Consider the following 15,168-nt stretch of genomic DNA (forward strand, 5'->3'; position numbering starts at 1 on the left):
TGGGCAGCCGGTTCTGTTTTATTAATTCGTTAAAATTCTCTTTTATACTTCTAGTTGCTTTTCTGTGTGAACTGAATTTATCTTCTTTGAATTCGTGAATTGCCACTCATGGCACCGAAGATGCGCTCATAATTCTGTTGAAGCTCTGTGGATTTTTCTTCATAGCCTTGTTCTTTTAATACCGGAACAAAGTAACGCAACATTTCCGCAGAGATCTGAGCTTCTCTATCTAGTCCTCTACCAGTTTCTTGGTAAAAATCCAGCAATTCAATCGATTTTTTAGACATCTTGTCAATAATATCCAAAGCTTCTTCTTTCATTTCAAGTTCAAAGAGTACAGGTACAGCTTGTCCACTGGCCAAATCATAAGGTATGGCCTCCCCAGGAAGTCTTTCCAAGCTGAGTCGCATAACATCTTTTGCCCTCTCCTTGTCATCTTCTTCTATTAAAGCAATGGCTATACTATTTAACACACTTCTATGGTTGGAAGTGAATCTTCTAAATTCATCATCAAAATAGTTGTCAGGGTTGTCCATTCCTCTAAAGGCAAATTTCTCCATGACATTCTCATATGCCAGGTCAGTATTGATTAATTCATCCTGGTTGTCTGGCTTTTGAATAGGAAGCAATCGGTAGGTAAGTCCTTCCATTACAACATGGCTACTTACGTCAAATCCTATTGTTGCCAATGATGTATTGTTGAAATAAATCGGCCTTTCCCAATTGTTGGTAGCAATTAAATCCAGAAGCATTAGATTACCCTTGGTTACATAGTTACCTTTTATACGAATGTTGATATTCGGTATTTTCAAGTCCTCAAATTCCTCTGGTACAATTCCAGCCTTATCAACCACTTCTGAATCAACTGGCAATGTCAAAATTCGTGATGGTACTGTATTGATGTCACTGTTTGAGCGATTGCTAGTTAATTTTAGCAAGTCACTGTTTTCTTTTAATAATTTGAGGTATTCTATTAAAGGCAGACTTTCGATATTTCTTTCCGTTACATAAAGTACGTCATTGGTGCCTTTTTTATAATTTTCATAATCCAGGGTAAAGTTTAGGGCTGCAGACTCATTTACAGGTCTCGCCATTTGCTTTATGTACCAATCTGTATCGAAATAGCTTAATACAATTACCCTTACATCAGTTCGGAAACCTTCGACTTCCTGAACGTACCATAGGGGGAATGTGTCATTGTCTCCTCCAGTGAATAATATGGCATTTGGCGCACAAGAAGCAAGGAAGTTTCTTGCTGAATCCACAGAGAAATACCTGTCAGACCTATCATGGTCGTTCCAGTTTTCTGCGGCCATTAAAATGGGGACAGGTAAGGCGATTAGGGCAGCATATACCCCTGCCATCACCATGCCTTTTTTCAATTTCCTAAGTTGATGGCTGATAGCCATGACACTAAAGCCAATCCAGATGGCAAAGGCATAAAAAGACCCTACATATATATAATCTCTTTCCCTTGGTTCCACAGGGGGTGAATTGAGGTAAAGCACCAGTACTACCCCCATCATTAAGAATAGCATTAGGGTAAGCCAGAATGATTCAGGGTCATGTTTTGCTTGGAAAAACATTCCTATCAGTCCAAGTATCAAAGGAAGCATATAATAATTATTATGGCCTTTGTTTTCTTTGATATAGTTAGGGAAGTCAGTTGTGACTGTATTCCAAATGCTTAAGAAAGGAGCATTACTGAGGTCACTTTCTCTACCGCTGAAATTCCACATAAAATACCTCCAATACATATGTCCAAGTTGGTGTTCAAACATGAAATAGATATTGTCAAAAAAGGTAGGGTCTTGGCCTTCTCTTAATCCAAGTTTGGATCTGTAGATTTGTTTGTGGCGCTCTTGTGTAGAGTATATTCTTGGCAGTAGGGTTGTTTTTTCTGGATCATAGATGTTTTCCAACTGGTAATCCACTATCTCATATTTTTCTTTTCCTTTGGCATAGACAGGAGCTCCTTCTACCTGATCCACAATGTCTGCTGTAAAATATTGACCTTGCATTAAAGGTCGGTAACCATATTGCTCTCTTTTAAGGTAGCTAACAAAACTTATGATGTCTTTAGGGTCATTTTCATTAATTACCGGTTCAGCATTGGCCCGTATCACGATTAGCGCATAAGAGCTATAGCCTATAAGTATAAATGAGAAACACAGTAATATGGTATTGAGAATGACTTTCTCTTGACTGTAGGAGTAGATAACTGCATACACAAGCCCTCCTAAAAAGGCAATGGAAAAGAAAACTATGCCAGATCCAAAGGGTAGGCCAAGGCTATTGACGAAGAATATTTCCAAAGACCCGGCTATACTAGGTAGACCCGGGATAATAAAGTTATTGATTACAACCAGGGCAACTCCACCTAGTAGGAATGCGATGATTCCTCCTTTGAGGTTATGGTTTTTGTATTTCTTAAAATAGACCACTAAGGCAAGGGCAGGAAGTGTTACCAGATTTAAGAGGTGAACACCTATTGACAAACCTACTAGGTAGGCAATAAATATCATGTACTTATTTTCCTCCCTTGGATCTTTTATTATATCCCATTTTAAGAAAGCCCAGATTACTATGGCCGTAAAAAAGGATGACATGGCATAAACTTCAGCTTCTACTGCTGAAAACCAAAAACTATCCGTAAAGGTATAGGCCAAAGCTCCTATAAAACCAGCACCAATTAAGGTGTAAACTTGGTCTGTATTTGGCTCCTCACTGTTTTTAAGCAATAACTTTCTACCTAGAAGTGTGATGGTCCAGAAAAGGAACAAAATAGTGAAAGCTGAAAGCAAAGCACTACCCACATTCATCCAATAGGCGATTTCAAGACCATCTCCGAGTGCTAAAAAGCTAAACATTCGGTAGATAAGTAAAAAGAATGGTGCGCCCGGGGGATGAGGGACTTGTAATTTATAGGCTACTGCTATAAATTCCCCCGGATCCCAGAAACTGGCAGTTTCCTCGATGGTGAGTAAATAAGTAATAAATGCAATAAAGAAGGTGGTCCAACCTGCAAGATTGTTAACCCTGGCATAATTTAGCATGTTACCTGAATATTTATGAAAGGCGAAAATAAAAAAATTATCATGAATTATAGTTGAATTGCTTTATTTAAAAAACGAAAGTAGTATGACATGCCTTTAATTATAGGGGAATATTGAAGAATTTTCAGTTTAAAAGAAAAAATAATAAAATAATTGTTCTCGGAATTAAATTTTTTAAAATTACTTTTTTACATTTTATTATCTCTATTTTTTTCTTAAAGCTTAATAAAATATAAGGTTTTAGGGTTTTATTAGTAAAAATAAGGTTAGGTCTGAATGGATATTTTAAAATATTTTTTATGTATTTTAAATACAATAAAATGGTTTTTAAATTTTTTTAATTACCTTTACATCGTCATGATTAAACATCAGACAAACAGCAAACAAAATTTTTAGATTATGAAAAACATAAACGGCAAAAAACTAAAGATCGGTATAGTGGGCACCGGTGGCATTGGGAGAGGCTTAGCTAAGCTCATTGCAAGAAGAGAAGATATGGTCATTTCAAAAATATTGACCAGAAGAGAAGGGGTGATTAGTGACCTTGGGGTTAGTCAGGAATTTTTAACCACTTCACCTGAAGAGGTTCTAGATAGCTCGGATTTAATTGTGGTAAGTACAGGAGATCCCATTTATTCAACAGAAATTATTGATAAAGCATTTGTATATGGACTTCCAGTAGTAACAATGGACGCCGATACTCAAGTGCTTACTGGGTCATGGTTGTCCAAACGCGGAGTGATTACAGAGGCAAATGGAGATCAACCTGGCTGTTTGGCCGCTCTTAACAAGGAAGTGATCCAGATGGGATTTAAGCCTTTGGTTTATGGAAACATTAAAGGTTTTCTAAACAAAAAACCTTCGCTTGAAGACATGTTGTTTTGGGCACAAAAACAAGGATATAGTCTTAGCTCTGTTACATCTTTTACAGATGGAACAAAACTTCAAATTGAACAAGCGTTTATAGCAAATGGCTTGGGTTTAGATATCGTTAAAACAGGTCTTGTTGGCTATGAAACTAGCGATTTTGAAAGTGGTGCTTTCGCTTTAGGCGAAATTGCCCAAAAACAAAACGCTGTCATCAGTGACTACATTATCTCTAAAGAATCGCCTCCAGGCGTTTTTATTACCGCCACCCATCAAGAGGATTTGGCAGAGGAGTTGACTACCTATAAAATGGGTAAAGGTCCATTTTATTTGCTATACAAACCCATGCACTTGTGCTTTTTTGAAATACCTAATAGTATTTTGAATTTGGTAAATAATAATGAAATCTTGCTTGATAATGGAGATGTACCTTCAGTAAGTGTAGGGACGATTGCTAAGAAAAACTTAACCTCAGGATCTTTTATTGACAAAGGAATCGGTGGAATGGAAGTTAGAGGAGAGGCTATCAAAATAACTGACTGCACCAATCATGTTCCTATTGGTTTAATGAATAAAGTTCAATTAAAGAGAAATATTGAGGAAGGAGAAATAATTACATTTGATGATATTAATATACCAGATTCTTTGGCTTTGGAAGCATGGAAAAGCACGCTTTCAGATGTAGCTGTAAAAAATCGATTAAGTATAAAGGTAAGCTGTTAATTTTTTTATCTTATTGCTGTTTACAGATCCATTGACCTAAATCACATTAATGTGGTAGTGGTTTAATGGGTCTGTTTTTTTATACCCATATTACTTTATTTTGCAGGATTCTAAAACATTGTCTCGTTCTTTTAAAAAGTGGGCTATGGTTTGTCTAGGTCCTTACTTTTTATTAATACTACAGAGTAATAAGCGAAAAGTACTATTCAAAGGTATTGAGGACAAATAAACATTAAGAAACTTACCTAGGAATAAGAAGACCCTTCTTGCCACATGGATTTATGCTTGGAAATACTCTTAAATAATTACTTTACGCCTTATTTTTATTAAGCCAAAATAAATTTTTCGAGTTTTCGAAATTAATTATTGTCATAAAGCGTTTATGCTGTATAATAAGGAGTTTTATAGAAGACAGTCTTAATGAAATATACCCAAATTGCATTATCTCTTTTACTATTGATAAATTGTGTTGTTCTAATTGAGGCTCAGGCTCAGATGGAGCCTGTAACAGATGTGCATAAGAAAGAAAGTGGTTACCTTCTGCTTGATAAAGGGCTTCAGTTTAGGATTACTGACGCTATTAATAGCATGTATAATTTTGACTTTGAGAATGCCGAAAGGGGTTTTCAAGTAATGCGGTATACTTATCCAGAACATCCACTTCCTTATTTTTTAATGGGATTGAGCCAATGGTGGAAAATTGTTGTAGCTGTTGACAACAGGAGTTATGATGCGCTTATGTTAAAATACATGGATTTGACAATAGAGAAAGCAAAGAAACTCATTGAGGAAAATCCTGAAAATAAAGAAGCAGCATTTTTTCTGGCCGGGGCCTATGGGTTTCAAGGGCGTTTACATAGTGAAAGAAAAAATTGGACTAGTTCAACCTTCGCAAGTAAAAATGCGTTAAAGTATCTGGAATTAAGTAGGGGAGAGGAAGAGTTGAATCCGGAATTATTATTGGGCGATGCATTGTTTAATTATTTTTCTGTTTGGATACCTGAAAATTACCCTTTATTAAAGCCAATAATGTTATTGTTTCCTAAGGGAGACCAAAAGTTGGGTTTGAAACAACTGGAAGAGGTAGCGGAAAGCTCTTTTTATGCTCGAATAGAAGCGCAATATTTTCTATTCCGATTGTATGCCACCGAGGAGAAAAAGCCTTTTAAAGCCTTAGAAATTACTAGTTACCTTCATGGAAAATATCCAAATAACCCCTATTTCCATAGGCATTTTGCAAGGCAATTGTATGCTGTAGGTAGAGGGGGAGAAGCTAGGGATGTTTCTTTGGAAATTCTAAAGCGAATAAAAGAAGGTTGGACAGGTTATGAGGCTACAAGTGGAAGGTACGCTGCCTTTTTTGTCGCTCAAAGTTATGACCGAATGGGGCAGCCGGAACGAGCCATGCCTTATTATTTGCAATCCATATCTTTTGGAGATGAGTTGGAAGCACAGGAAAGTGGCTACTACTTATTTTCACTTCTTCAGGTTGGAAAAATTCTATTTAAGAAGGGAAACAAAAAGGAAGCCAAGCGGTATTTGGTTACAGTCAAAGACAATTCGAAACGAAGACACCCGGCTAATAAGGAAGCGAGAGAATTTTTGAAAAAGAATAAACTTTGATAAGCACTAAATTGTTCATTATTAGTCTAATCGAGGGGAAATCCACGTTTTTAATGAAATCACGAAACACTGAGTGTAATAATTTTAAAAATTATAACAATTAAACAACAATATTTCGTCCTTGCTTGCGTTTTTTTCGTAAATGTCTTTAAAATAAATATAAAATAGATTACCTTTGTGCCACATATAATTCGGTAAATTCTTTACAATATGGATAATAGTATAAAAGTGAAATTTGACAAAATTGACCGTAAGATTTTAGAAATTCTACAAGGCAACGCAAAAATCACCAACGCGCAGCTTTCAAAAGATATAGGATTGTCACCAGCACCAACTTTAGAGAGGGTGAAAAAATTGGAACAATCAGGAATAATAAAAAGCTATCATGCCAAATTAGATCCGGAAAAAATCGGACTTGGTGTTAGTACTTTTGTATTGGTAGGATTGATTGGTCATAATAAGTCCAATATAGATGCCTTTATGAAGGAAATCAACCAAATTCCAGAAGTGATAGAATGTCACCATATCACAGGAACGGGAGATTTTATTTTGAAAATAATCTCTAAAGATATTAATTCTTATCAGAAATTGATGCTAGAGCAGGTAAGTGAGATTAAGGAAGTAGATTCAATGCAGTCTATGGTTATCCTTTCTACTTTTAAGGACAGCAAAGTATTGCCTATCCCAGCTTAAATTAAAATTATTTAAAGCATTTGAAGGGTGGCTATCGGCCACCCTTTTTTTATTTATTTTTTATGGAAAATCCGTGGACAACAATTTCTAAAAAAGAGGTGTACGACAACCCTTGGATCAAGGTAGAAGAACACCAGGTAATAACTCCGACCAATAAACAGGGAATATACGGGAAAGTTAGTTTTAAAAACCTCGCTATAGGTATTCTTCCGCTTGATGAGAATGAGTATACATGGTTGGTTGGGCAATACCGCTATACCTTAGATGAGTATACATGGGAGATACCAATGGGAGGAGGGCCAGCCGATCAGACATCCCTAGAAAGTGCCCAAAGAGAACTTAAGGAGGAAACGGGACTATTGGCAAATGAATGGACAGAAATATTAAAGATCCATACCTCCAATTCAGTAACTGATGAAGTTGGATATGTTTATTTGGCTAGAGACTTGATACAGGGCGAAACAGAGTTTGATGATACGGAAGATTTGAAGATTCGGCATTTACCCTTTAAGGAAGCCTATGAAATGGTTTTGAATGGTCAAATTACTGATGCCATCAGCATGGCCGCAATTTTAAAAACTTCAATTTTATTGAAAAAATAAATATCAATAAATAATGTTTAAAGGGTTTAAGGACAATTTTGATAAGACATTTACCCTGGCTTATCCTGTAATGTTAAGTCAACTCGGCCAAGTGATGGTTGGGGTAGCAGACAATATAATGGTAGGTAGATTAGGAGCCGTCCCACTAGCAGCTGCTTCTCTTGCCAATAGTATATTTTTCGTTGTCCTAATGTTCGGGATTGGTATTTCCATGGCGGTAACTCCTATGGTTGCGGCGGCAGATGGAGAAGGAAAGACTGGGAAAATCGGGAGGTTGTTGAATCATGGGTTTGTTATCAATACAGTGTCCTCCTTTCTACTTTTCCTATTTATCCTAGCTGTCTCTCCAGTACTGAAGCTTATAAATCAGCCTCAAGAAGTAGTGGTGCTAGCTATTCCATATCTGTTGATCATTACCTTTTCTTTATTGCCGTTTATGTTTTTTCAAACGTACAAGCAGTTTATAGAAGGGCTTTCTCAGACTAAACAAGCCATGTTTATTACTGTTGTTTTTAATCTATTGAATATTGGTCTGAATTGGTTGTTAATTTATGGTAATTGGGGATTTCCAGAATTGGGATTGAATGGTGCTGGATGGGCGACTTTAATATCCAGGGTATTTATGGCTTGGGCTCTGTACATTTATGTAACCAAATCAAATCGATATAAAAATTATATACGTGGCTTACGCCTCAAGCAAATAAGGCTGACTATCATTAAGAAGATGCTAGGCATAGGTATTCCTACAGGCTTGCAATTTATTTTTGAAGTAGGGGCATTTAGTACTGCAGCCATTATGATGGGGTGGATTGGTGTCAATGCCTTGGCAGCCCATCAGATTGCCATTAATCTTGCTTCAATTAGCTATATGATGGCTTCGGGCTTATCAGCAGCAGCAATGGTTAGAGTAGGTAATCAACTTGGAAAAAGAGATATTTCAAAACTCAGAGAAGTTGGCTTTTCTATATTCGGAATGGTGACGGTGTTTATGTCCGTATTTGCCATCCTCTTTCTTTTGTTGAAAAATTACATGCCTTTACTCTATATTGACGACCCATTGGTAATAAAGATGGCTGCAAGTCTGTTGATAATTGCTGGAATTTTTCAAATCTCTGATGGATTACAAGTTGTTGCTTTAGGAGCCTTGAGAGGGCTTTCAGATGTGAAGATACCCACCCTAGTAACACTTCTTGCCTATTGGGTGGTAGGCTTACCTCTTGGCTATTTCCTCGCCTTTAAGTTGCATTGGAATGAATTGGGTATTTGGATTGGGTTGTTGATTGGTTTAACACTTACGGCCATTATGCTTCTTTACAGATTTAATTCCCTTAGTTCCAAATTACGTAGACAATTTGATAAACCTAAAATTTAGGCCAAGAGCAGAGTGAACTGAGCCTTGCAGCTTCCTTCTAATTCTCTTTGGTTCCGACCAAGTGGCTGATCAAGTAAAATTTGGTATTTTAGCTTTTTCGAGTTTTATCAAGCCACTGTAAACTCAAATTAAAATGGAAAGACAATCTCTTTATATCCTCACAGGGGCCAGTAAAGGCTTGGGTGAGGCCCTTAAAAATCATTTGGTTCAATTACCAAACACAATGGTAATAGGAGTCTCCAGAAGCCCAATTAAGGCCGAAAGGAATTTTATACCTTTACAAATTGACTTGGCAGACACTGATGAGTTGATCAGTAAAATACCTGAAATTTTTCCATCTGAGGATTTTGATAAGGTAGTCTTAATTAATAATGCTGGATGGATAGGTGAAATTGCTCACAATGGAAATATTTCTCCAAGTTCTATAAAAACAATTCATTCAGTAAATGTAATCGCTCCAGCAATTTTGATGAATGCCTTTGTTCAAAAATACAATGGTATTAGGGGAGATAAGATAGTAGTAAATGTGAGTTCAGGTGCTGCGGTGAAGATAGTGGATGGGTGGTCAGGCTATAGCTCATCTAAAGCTGCATTGAATCAGATGACGATGATTGCCCAGCAAGAATCTGACCTAAAAAACCTTGGTTTTAAAATGTTCGCTTTGTCTCCTGGGATTATTGATACGCCCATGCAGGAGTCAATTAGAGCTGCTTCTCAAAATGAATTTAGTGGTCTTTCCAAATTTCAATCTTTTAAGGACAATGGGGAATTGAGTACTCCAGATGAAGTTGCAAAAAAGGTATTGTTCCTGATCAATAACCCTTCGGATTTCGATGGTGTTTTACAAGATGTTAGGAAGTTTTAGGTGATGGGTTTTTAGGGAAATCATACATCCAAAATCTTGCGTTAGTAGCGTTGATATTCTCCCAACTATTTACTTCAAATTTGAAACCCATATAGGCAGCTGTTGGAAGGTTTTCCAATGGCTCTCCCAGATAATTGATTAATTCAGTCATTCCTGGATTGTGACCAAAAATAAACAAGGTATCGATCTTATTGCTTGTCTTTTTGATCTCAACCAAATGCTCTTGAGCAGATGCCATATAGAGGGCCTCTGATTCTTCATATTCAACATTCATTTTTTCAAAAGTGGCTAAATAAAATTCTGCGGTCAATTTTGCACGCAATGCCTTTGAAGAAAGTATTTTCTCAGGGAAAACATGATTGGTTTGCATTCTGTTTGCCATCATCGGAGCATCATTTAATCCCCTTTTTGACAATGGTCTCACACGGTCATTTAAGCGCGGGTCTTCCCATGAGGATTTGGCGTGTCTACAGATTACTAATTTTTTCATAAGATTCAATTTCAGTACTTAATGACCTGCTAAAAGTATACTTCAGATCTATTATTCAATTGAAATTTACATTTTTCTTATTACTAAAACTCAGAATGGAGCAGTTTTCTATTTTTGTCAGGAAACCTTTTACAAAATCTAGGGTTTCCAGCTTAGAATCCATCGTTCCTTAATACTCCATCACCCTTTTAGTTGGTTTATCCTCGCAATTAAAGAGGAGTACCTAAGAACTGTTTATTCTGTTGACGGAAAATAATAGGTAGTAACCGCAGCAGGAGGAGGTAAAAAAGCTGCTCCCTCGGCGATTACTACATTGCTTTTGCTTTATTGCTTTAGAATAAAGATTTATTCTACTGGTGTACCATTTCTTTCTTTAGGTACATACAATTCATGTTCGTAAGTGTCTGGAAGTATTTTTATTCCGGTTGTAAATTTCAATGGTGCATCTCCGGCATAAGTAAGCTCAACATAATGACCTGACCAGCCTTTAGATGGTGCAGCTATTGGAATTACATATTCTCCATCAGCTTCAAATGGGATATTGGTAGCTTTCCATTGTGGACCCAAAACATCAATCCTGAAATCCCTGGTGTTTTCATTGGTTGCAGACCAAAGTTTGACAGCTACAGGAGGATTATTGATGTCAGTTTTAATATGTATGGCATCTTCTTTAACTTCCCAACTATAGGATGGACGTTTTATATTATTGATGATATGAGAATAGAAGCCTAAAAGAATCTGAGGGGCGTCAGAGTTTTTCAGTCCATGACCAGCATTAGGAATATAAGCAATGTGACTTTCTCCTTGTAATTCCTCCCAATAATACCTCCAACTGTCAGGAAGGAAGAATTGATCCCCAGATCCGTTGATAAGCAATTTAGGAATGTCTTTGTATTCTTCAAGAAACTGATAAGGTTCTACGATCTCTTCCAAACGTTTGAATTCTTTACTATCCATCCAATCAAAAATACCTTCAAAAGTATAGTCATTTACAGCCGGTGCCCAAAATCCATAGGTTTGCCAGTGATGCTTAAATGAAGGACTTAAATTAAGCATGTCTATTACGATAGGAATCATTCCTATTACCCTGTCATCCACTGCAGCAGTGGTCCATGTGGTCCATCCTCTTTTTGAGGCACCTGCCACTACATATTTGTCTAATGATATATCCAGGTTGGTTTTAGAATAATCTACAACAGCATCCATGGCTGAAACCACAGCTTTTGTCATTGGAAATCTAGCTAGCCAGATAGCATCTTCATCCTTGGCACCACGTTCCATAAACTCTCTCCAACCGTAGGCAATCAATCCATCTTCAGTTCTTAGTCCTGAAGTATCTCCTACATACTGTAAAGGCTGAAAAGGGATATTATGGACCTTGATAGCCGTGGAACCTGTTGACAAGGCTGCCTGAAGAATCATGTCGTCTGGTTTTTCAGGAACAGTGGTGTTTTTGCTACCTCCAGAAATAATAAGTAATGAGGTATTGTGCTTGAGTTCATCTGGAACTACAAAGGAAACCCAATGCCACCAGGTGGTTTCCGTTACTTCTTTTTCAGTCAACCAGTTTTGGGAAATGACTTTAAGTACATAGTAGGAGTATCCATCTCCTTTGGATTCAAAAGCCAATTCGTAATCATATACGTCTTGGTCCTTTTCTACGTAAGCTTTTAAAAGGTCAATACCTCTTACCTTTTCTTCTACCGTTTGTATTTCAGTGGTCGAACTGGTTTTCGACTGACAATGTGGGAAACAAAAAAGGCTTATACCAATTAATAAGGCCAGTTGCAGCGTTTTATGAATTTTGATTATCTTGAACATATATTATAGGAATAGTTTATAGGTATATTACCTAAAAGAGTAAAAAAAGACCATTAATAGAAAGGCCCTTCTTCTAAAATAATTTCTAATTCTGGTCTATGCTTTTGTATTGCTTCAAATACTTCTGGTTCAATAGGAGTGCCAAAGAGATAAACTTTTTGAAGTGACTTGAAATCAAGTAGGTGAAGTAAATGTCCTTTATCCAATGGCGTAAAGGAGAGGTTCAGTTCTTCCAGATTAGGAAGGTCTTTCAGGTAAGGAAGTCCTTCACCATTTATATTTGTCTTTTGCAAGATCAGTCTGCGTAACTGTGGCATTTTTCCTAAAAGGAATAGGGCGTCATCATCTATATTGGAAGAGGCTAGAGAAATGCGTGATAGGTATGGGAAATAGGGTGAAAATTCTTTTAATTCCTCATTGCCAAATGGGCCGGGTGGGAATTTCATCTTTAGCCCAAAGAATTTCCCATTGGACAATTCATCAGCCGTTACTTCAGCATCCACTTTTTTACCTATTTCTTGTAATTCTAGCAAAGCAGTATTAAATGCCTCCTTCTCTTCAAGTATCTTATATTGGGCTTGTTGAATTGTTGGCATCAGTTCCTCGATTTCTGACAAAATCTTCTCATTTTTAATGTCTCCATATTTTAGACTGTCTGAAGCGCCATTTTCAATCCAGTAAGTAAGAAGAGTGATTTCATTTTCTGTTAAGCCAGGCTTTCCTTCCGGAGGCATTCTGTCGTCATGGTCTAGTGGTAGTAAAACCCTTACCAAAACTTCGCTATTGGCTGTGTCGGAAGGTATAATGGCATATTTTTCACTTTTACCTGCTTCAAAAATTTCCTTATAACTATTAAGGATAAGGTTTCCTTTGGATTTGTTTTCATTGTGGCAAGAGACACATTTTGTTTCAAAAATCGTAGCAACCATGTCCTCATAAAGCAGCATGTCTTCAGGTGCCTTGTCAATTTTTTTTGCAGGAATTAGAGCAGCTAGTGGTGCGGAGAGGAAATCGTCACCATGAGTGAGTGAACCTCCAAGATGACTGGTGTAGGCCAGTGAAAGGTTAGCTATTCCAAGAATCAAATAAAAGCCAAATCCTCCCTTTAATTTTCTTTGTAGGATTGATTCATAAATAATTAGGCAAATTGAAATTGAAATGCCAGTTATCAAAGCACCATTTAGGTGATTTTTCACCATAACTCCTGAATAGCCTTCGGCAATATATAAAAGGTACCCGGCCAGTATGGTTAAATAGGAGAAAAACACCGATGCCCACAGTAAAGATCGAATAATGATGGGCTTGTTAAAACTTGGATTGAAAAACCCCATTAAAATAAAGCCCGTGGTAATTAGGATCAATACTATTGGGAAATGCAGGACGAGGGGATGGAACCTGCCAAAAAACACGAGCAAATGGTTCTCTGCTGCCACGCTAATGGGTACCAGAAAAATTGCGAGGTAGGTAGTGACTAGAAAAATGGGTAGAATGAATTTTTTATTTAATAAAAAGTCCCACTTTAAGTTATTTTGTGGCAGATCGTTGTTGTCCATATGAATCCTGTATATCAGGCGAAAAATGCCTGTTATAGTGGTGTGCTATTAATTGATTGTCTTTGATCGTAATACTACTAAGCTAAAATTCCGTCAAGGGTGCCAGTACTGTCTGCAAATTGTGTTTGTTCAATACCTATAGTTTGCATCCAAGAAGTATAAAGATTGGACAAAGGAGTGTTTTTAGGATAAATAAGGTTTTGACCTGATTTTATTTTATTACCCCCATGTCCTCCGACGATAATAGGAAGATCAAATGGAGAATGCCTGTTACCGTCTCTTAAGCCAGAAGCAAACATTACTAAGGAATTATCCAGTAAAGTACCGTTTCCTTCTTTGATGGATTTTAGCTTGTCTAAAAAGTAGGCATATTGCTCAAGGTGCCATTTCGTAATCCGATCATATTGTTCCAAGTTCTTTTGGTGATTCATGTGATGAGAAAGCGAATGATGTGCACCGTTTACTCCCTCAAGGAAGGAAAAGTTTCTGTTGCTTACCGAGTTGCCAAACATAAAGGTGGCTACTCTACTTGCATCACTCCACATAGCTAAGGCGATGATATCAAACATCAAGCGGGTTTTTTCTGTAACATCAACACCGCTGTACACTTCAGCATATTCTTCTATGTCTTGGTTTACCTTAATCAATTCTCGTTTGATGTCAGGGGTAATATTGCTTGCGAAATCCTTGATACTATCTTGGTTATTGATCCTTTTTTCAATGGACCGGATAGATTCCAAGTATTCTTCCAATTTATCTTGATCAGATCGGCCTAAATTGTTTTTAAGGGATTTAGCATCCATTAGTACAGCATCTAGGATGCTGCTTTTGTGTGGGTTTTCTATTTTATTATTCCCAGGTATAAAAGTTCTAAACAGCCGGTCAAAGGCCATTCTAGGGTCGATTTCCTTTGAAAGAGGGGTCAGGGCATTTTTCCAGGAAATACTACTTGCATACAATCTGGTGAATCCTACATTGATGTCAACCCCAGTCTGTATACGATCCAAGCCATATTCTAATGAAGGAAAAAGGGTTTCATTTTTATAGTGGTTAGCAATAAGCTGATCTATTGAAATACCCCCACTATTAATATTGTCTCCAACTGTTTTTTGAATTGGGAGGCAAGTCAGTAGGTTGGCAGTTTTGGCATAGTGTCCATCAGATCCTTGAAATAATGAATGCTTATTCCATAACTGGCCAAGTACCAAAATGTCGTCTTTCAGATGTGCTAATGGTTCTAAGGTAGGGGAGAGCGTATAGTTTCTCCCTATTCCTTTAGGAGTCCATCTATCGGGGTGAACACCATTAGGCATAAACATGAAAGTGGACCTAATAGGAAATCCATCATTGCCAAATTTTTTAATATTTAGCGGTGAGGCCATAGCCTCCATGAAAGGTAGTGCAATGGCAGCACCTACCCCTTTCAATAATTTCCTCCTTGATATTTGCCACTTCTTATTCATAAATAGTAACGTTTTAAAGCAAGCTTTTAAATATTTCTTT

The 15,168-nt window shown here is 37.1% G+C and carries 11 protein-coding genes; 6 read left to right on the plus strand and 5 right to left on the minus strand.

Features of this window, described 5'->3' with window-relative positions; translation table 11 throughout:
* Nucleotides 1–77: 77 nt before the first annotated feature.
* On the minus strand, nt 78–3,056 hold the full coding sequence (locus AC13EX_RS21835; protein ID WP_482894333.1) for a glycosyltransferase family 117 protein: 2,979 nt from the start codon (nt 3,054–3,056) through the stop codon (nt 78–80).
* A 399-nt stretch (nt 3,057–3,455) separates the two neighbouring features.
* Between AC13EX_RS21835 and AC13EX_RS21840 the strand changes: the two genes are divergently transcribed.
* The 6 genes from AC13EX_RS21840 (at nt 3,456) to AC13EX_RS21865 (ending at nt 9,801) form a co-directional block, all read left to right on the plus strand.
* Complete coding sequence (locus AC13EX_RS21840) at nt 3,456–4,646, plus strand: NAD(P)-dependent oxidoreductase (protein WP_048640051.1); 1,191 nt, start codon at nt 3,456–3,458, stop codon at nt 4,644–4,646.
* Nucleotides 4,647–5,066: 420 nt separating this feature from the next.
* Nucleotides 5,067–6,269: a tetratricopeptide repeat protein gene (locus tag AC13EX_RS21845; RefSeq protein ID WP_482894334.1), complete on the plus strand. Its 1,203-nt coding sequence runs from the start codon at nt 5,067–5,069 to the stop codon at nt 6,267–6,269.
* 210 nt (nt 6,270–6,479) lie between these two features.
* Nucleotides 6,480–6,962, plus strand: a complete 483-nt coding sequence (locus AC13EX_RS21850; protein ID WP_014018107.1) for an Lrp/AsnC family transcriptional regulator — start codon at nt 6,480–6,482, stop codon at nt 6,960–6,962.
* A gap of 62 nt (nt 6,963–7,024) precedes the next feature.
* Nucleotides 7,025–7,564 (plus strand): NUDIX domain-containing protein, encoded by a 540-nt coding sequence (locus tag AC13EX_RS21855; protein WP_482894335.1) that lies wholly within the window; start codon nt 7,025–7,027, stop codon nt 7,562–7,564.
* A 13-nt stretch (nt 7,565–7,577) separates the two neighbouring features.
* Entirely contained in the window at nt 7,578–8,936 is a 1,359-nt protein-coding gene (locus AC13EX_RS21860; RefSeq protein WP_482894336.1) for an MATE family efflux transporter, read from the plus strand.
* A 133-nt stretch (nt 8,937–9,069) separates the two neighbouring features.
* Nucleotides 9,070–9,801: an SDR family NAD(P)-dependent oxidoreductase gene (locus AC13EX_RS21865; RefSeq protein ID WP_482894337.1), complete on the plus strand. Its 732-nt coding sequence runs from the start codon at nt 9,070–9,072 to the stop codon at nt 9,799–9,801.
* On the opposite strand, the gene AC13EX_RS21870 is transcribed toward AC13EX_RS21865, so the two are convergent.
* The 4 genes from AC13EX_RS21870 to AC13EX_RS21885 form a co-directional block, all read right to left on the minus strand.
* Entirely contained in the window at nt 9,788–10,291 is a 504-nt protein-coding gene (locus AC13EX_RS21870; RefSeq protein ID WP_482894338.1) for a SixA phosphatase family protein, read from the minus strand. The genes AC13EX_RS21865 and AC13EX_RS21870 overlap by 14 nt on opposite strands.
* Before the next feature lie 345 nt (nt 10,292–10,636).
* Nucleotides 10,637–12,112 (minus strand): PhoPQ-activated pathogenicity-related family protein, encoded by a 1,476-nt coding sequence (locus AC13EX_RS21875; RefSeq protein WP_482894339.1) that lies wholly within the window; start codon nt 12,110–12,112, stop codon nt 10,637–10,639.
* Between the two features lie 53 nt (nt 12,113–12,165).
* Nucleotides 12,166–13,665: a c-type cytochrome domain-containing protein gene (locus AC13EX_RS21880; protein ID WP_482894340.1), complete on the minus strand. Its 1,500-nt coding sequence runs from the start codon at nt 13,663–13,665 to the stop codon at nt 12,166–12,168.
* Between the two features lie 77 nt (nt 13,666–13,742).
* The gene (locus AC13EX_RS21885; protein ID WP_482894341.1) at nt 13,743–15,128 is read right to left on the minus strand and encodes a DUF1552 domain-containing protein; all 1,386 of its coding nucleotides are present in this window, start codon (nt 15,126–15,128) and stop codon (nt 13,743–13,745) included.
* Nucleotides 15,129–15,168: the final 40 nt, after the last annotated feature.

This window comes from Cyclobacterium sp. L-R (assembly GCF_056859355.1).

Coding starts and splice junctions, on each gene's coding strand:
- AC13EX_RS21835 (WP_482894333.1), bottom strand. CDS start 3,056: ATGCTAAATTATGCCAGGGTTAACAATCTTGCAGGTTGGACCACCTTC.
- AC13EX_RS21840 (WP_048640051.1), top strand. CDS start 3,456: ATGAAAAACATAAACGGCAAAAAACTAAAGATCGGTATAGTGGGCACC.
- AC13EX_RS21845 (WP_482894334.1), top strand. CDS start 5,067: ATGAAATATACCCAAATTGCATTATCTCTTTTACTATTGATAAATTGT.
- AC13EX_RS21850 (WP_014018107.1), top strand. CDS start 6,480: ATGGATAATAGTATAAAAGTGAAATTTGACAAAATTGACCGTAAGATT.
- AC13EX_RS21855 (WP_482894335.1), top strand. CDS start 7,025: ATGGAAAATCCGTGGACAACAATTTCTAAAAAAGAGGTGTACGACAAC.
- AC13EX_RS21860 (WP_482894336.1), top strand. CDS start 7,578: ATGTTTAAAGGGTTTAAGGACAATTTTGATAAGACATTTACCCTGGCT.
- AC13EX_RS21865 (WP_482894337.1), top strand. CDS start 9,070: ATGGAAAGACAATCTCTTTATATCCTCACAGGGGCCAGTAAAGGCTTG.
- AC13EX_RS21870 (WP_482894338.1), bottom strand. CDS start 10,291: ATGAAAAAATTAGTAATCTGTAGACACGCCAAATCCTCATGGGAAGAC.
- AC13EX_RS21875 (WP_482894339.1), bottom strand. CDS start 12,112: ATGTTCAAGATAATCAAAATTCATAAAACGCTGCAACTGGCCTTATTA.
- AC13EX_RS21880 (WP_482894340.1), bottom strand. CDS start 13,665: ATGGACAACAACGATCTGCCACAAAATAACTTAAAGTGGGACTTTTTA.
- AC13EX_RS21885 (WP_482894341.1), bottom strand. CDS start 15,128: ATGAATAAGAAGTGGCAAATATCAAGGAGGAAATTATTGAAAGGGGTA.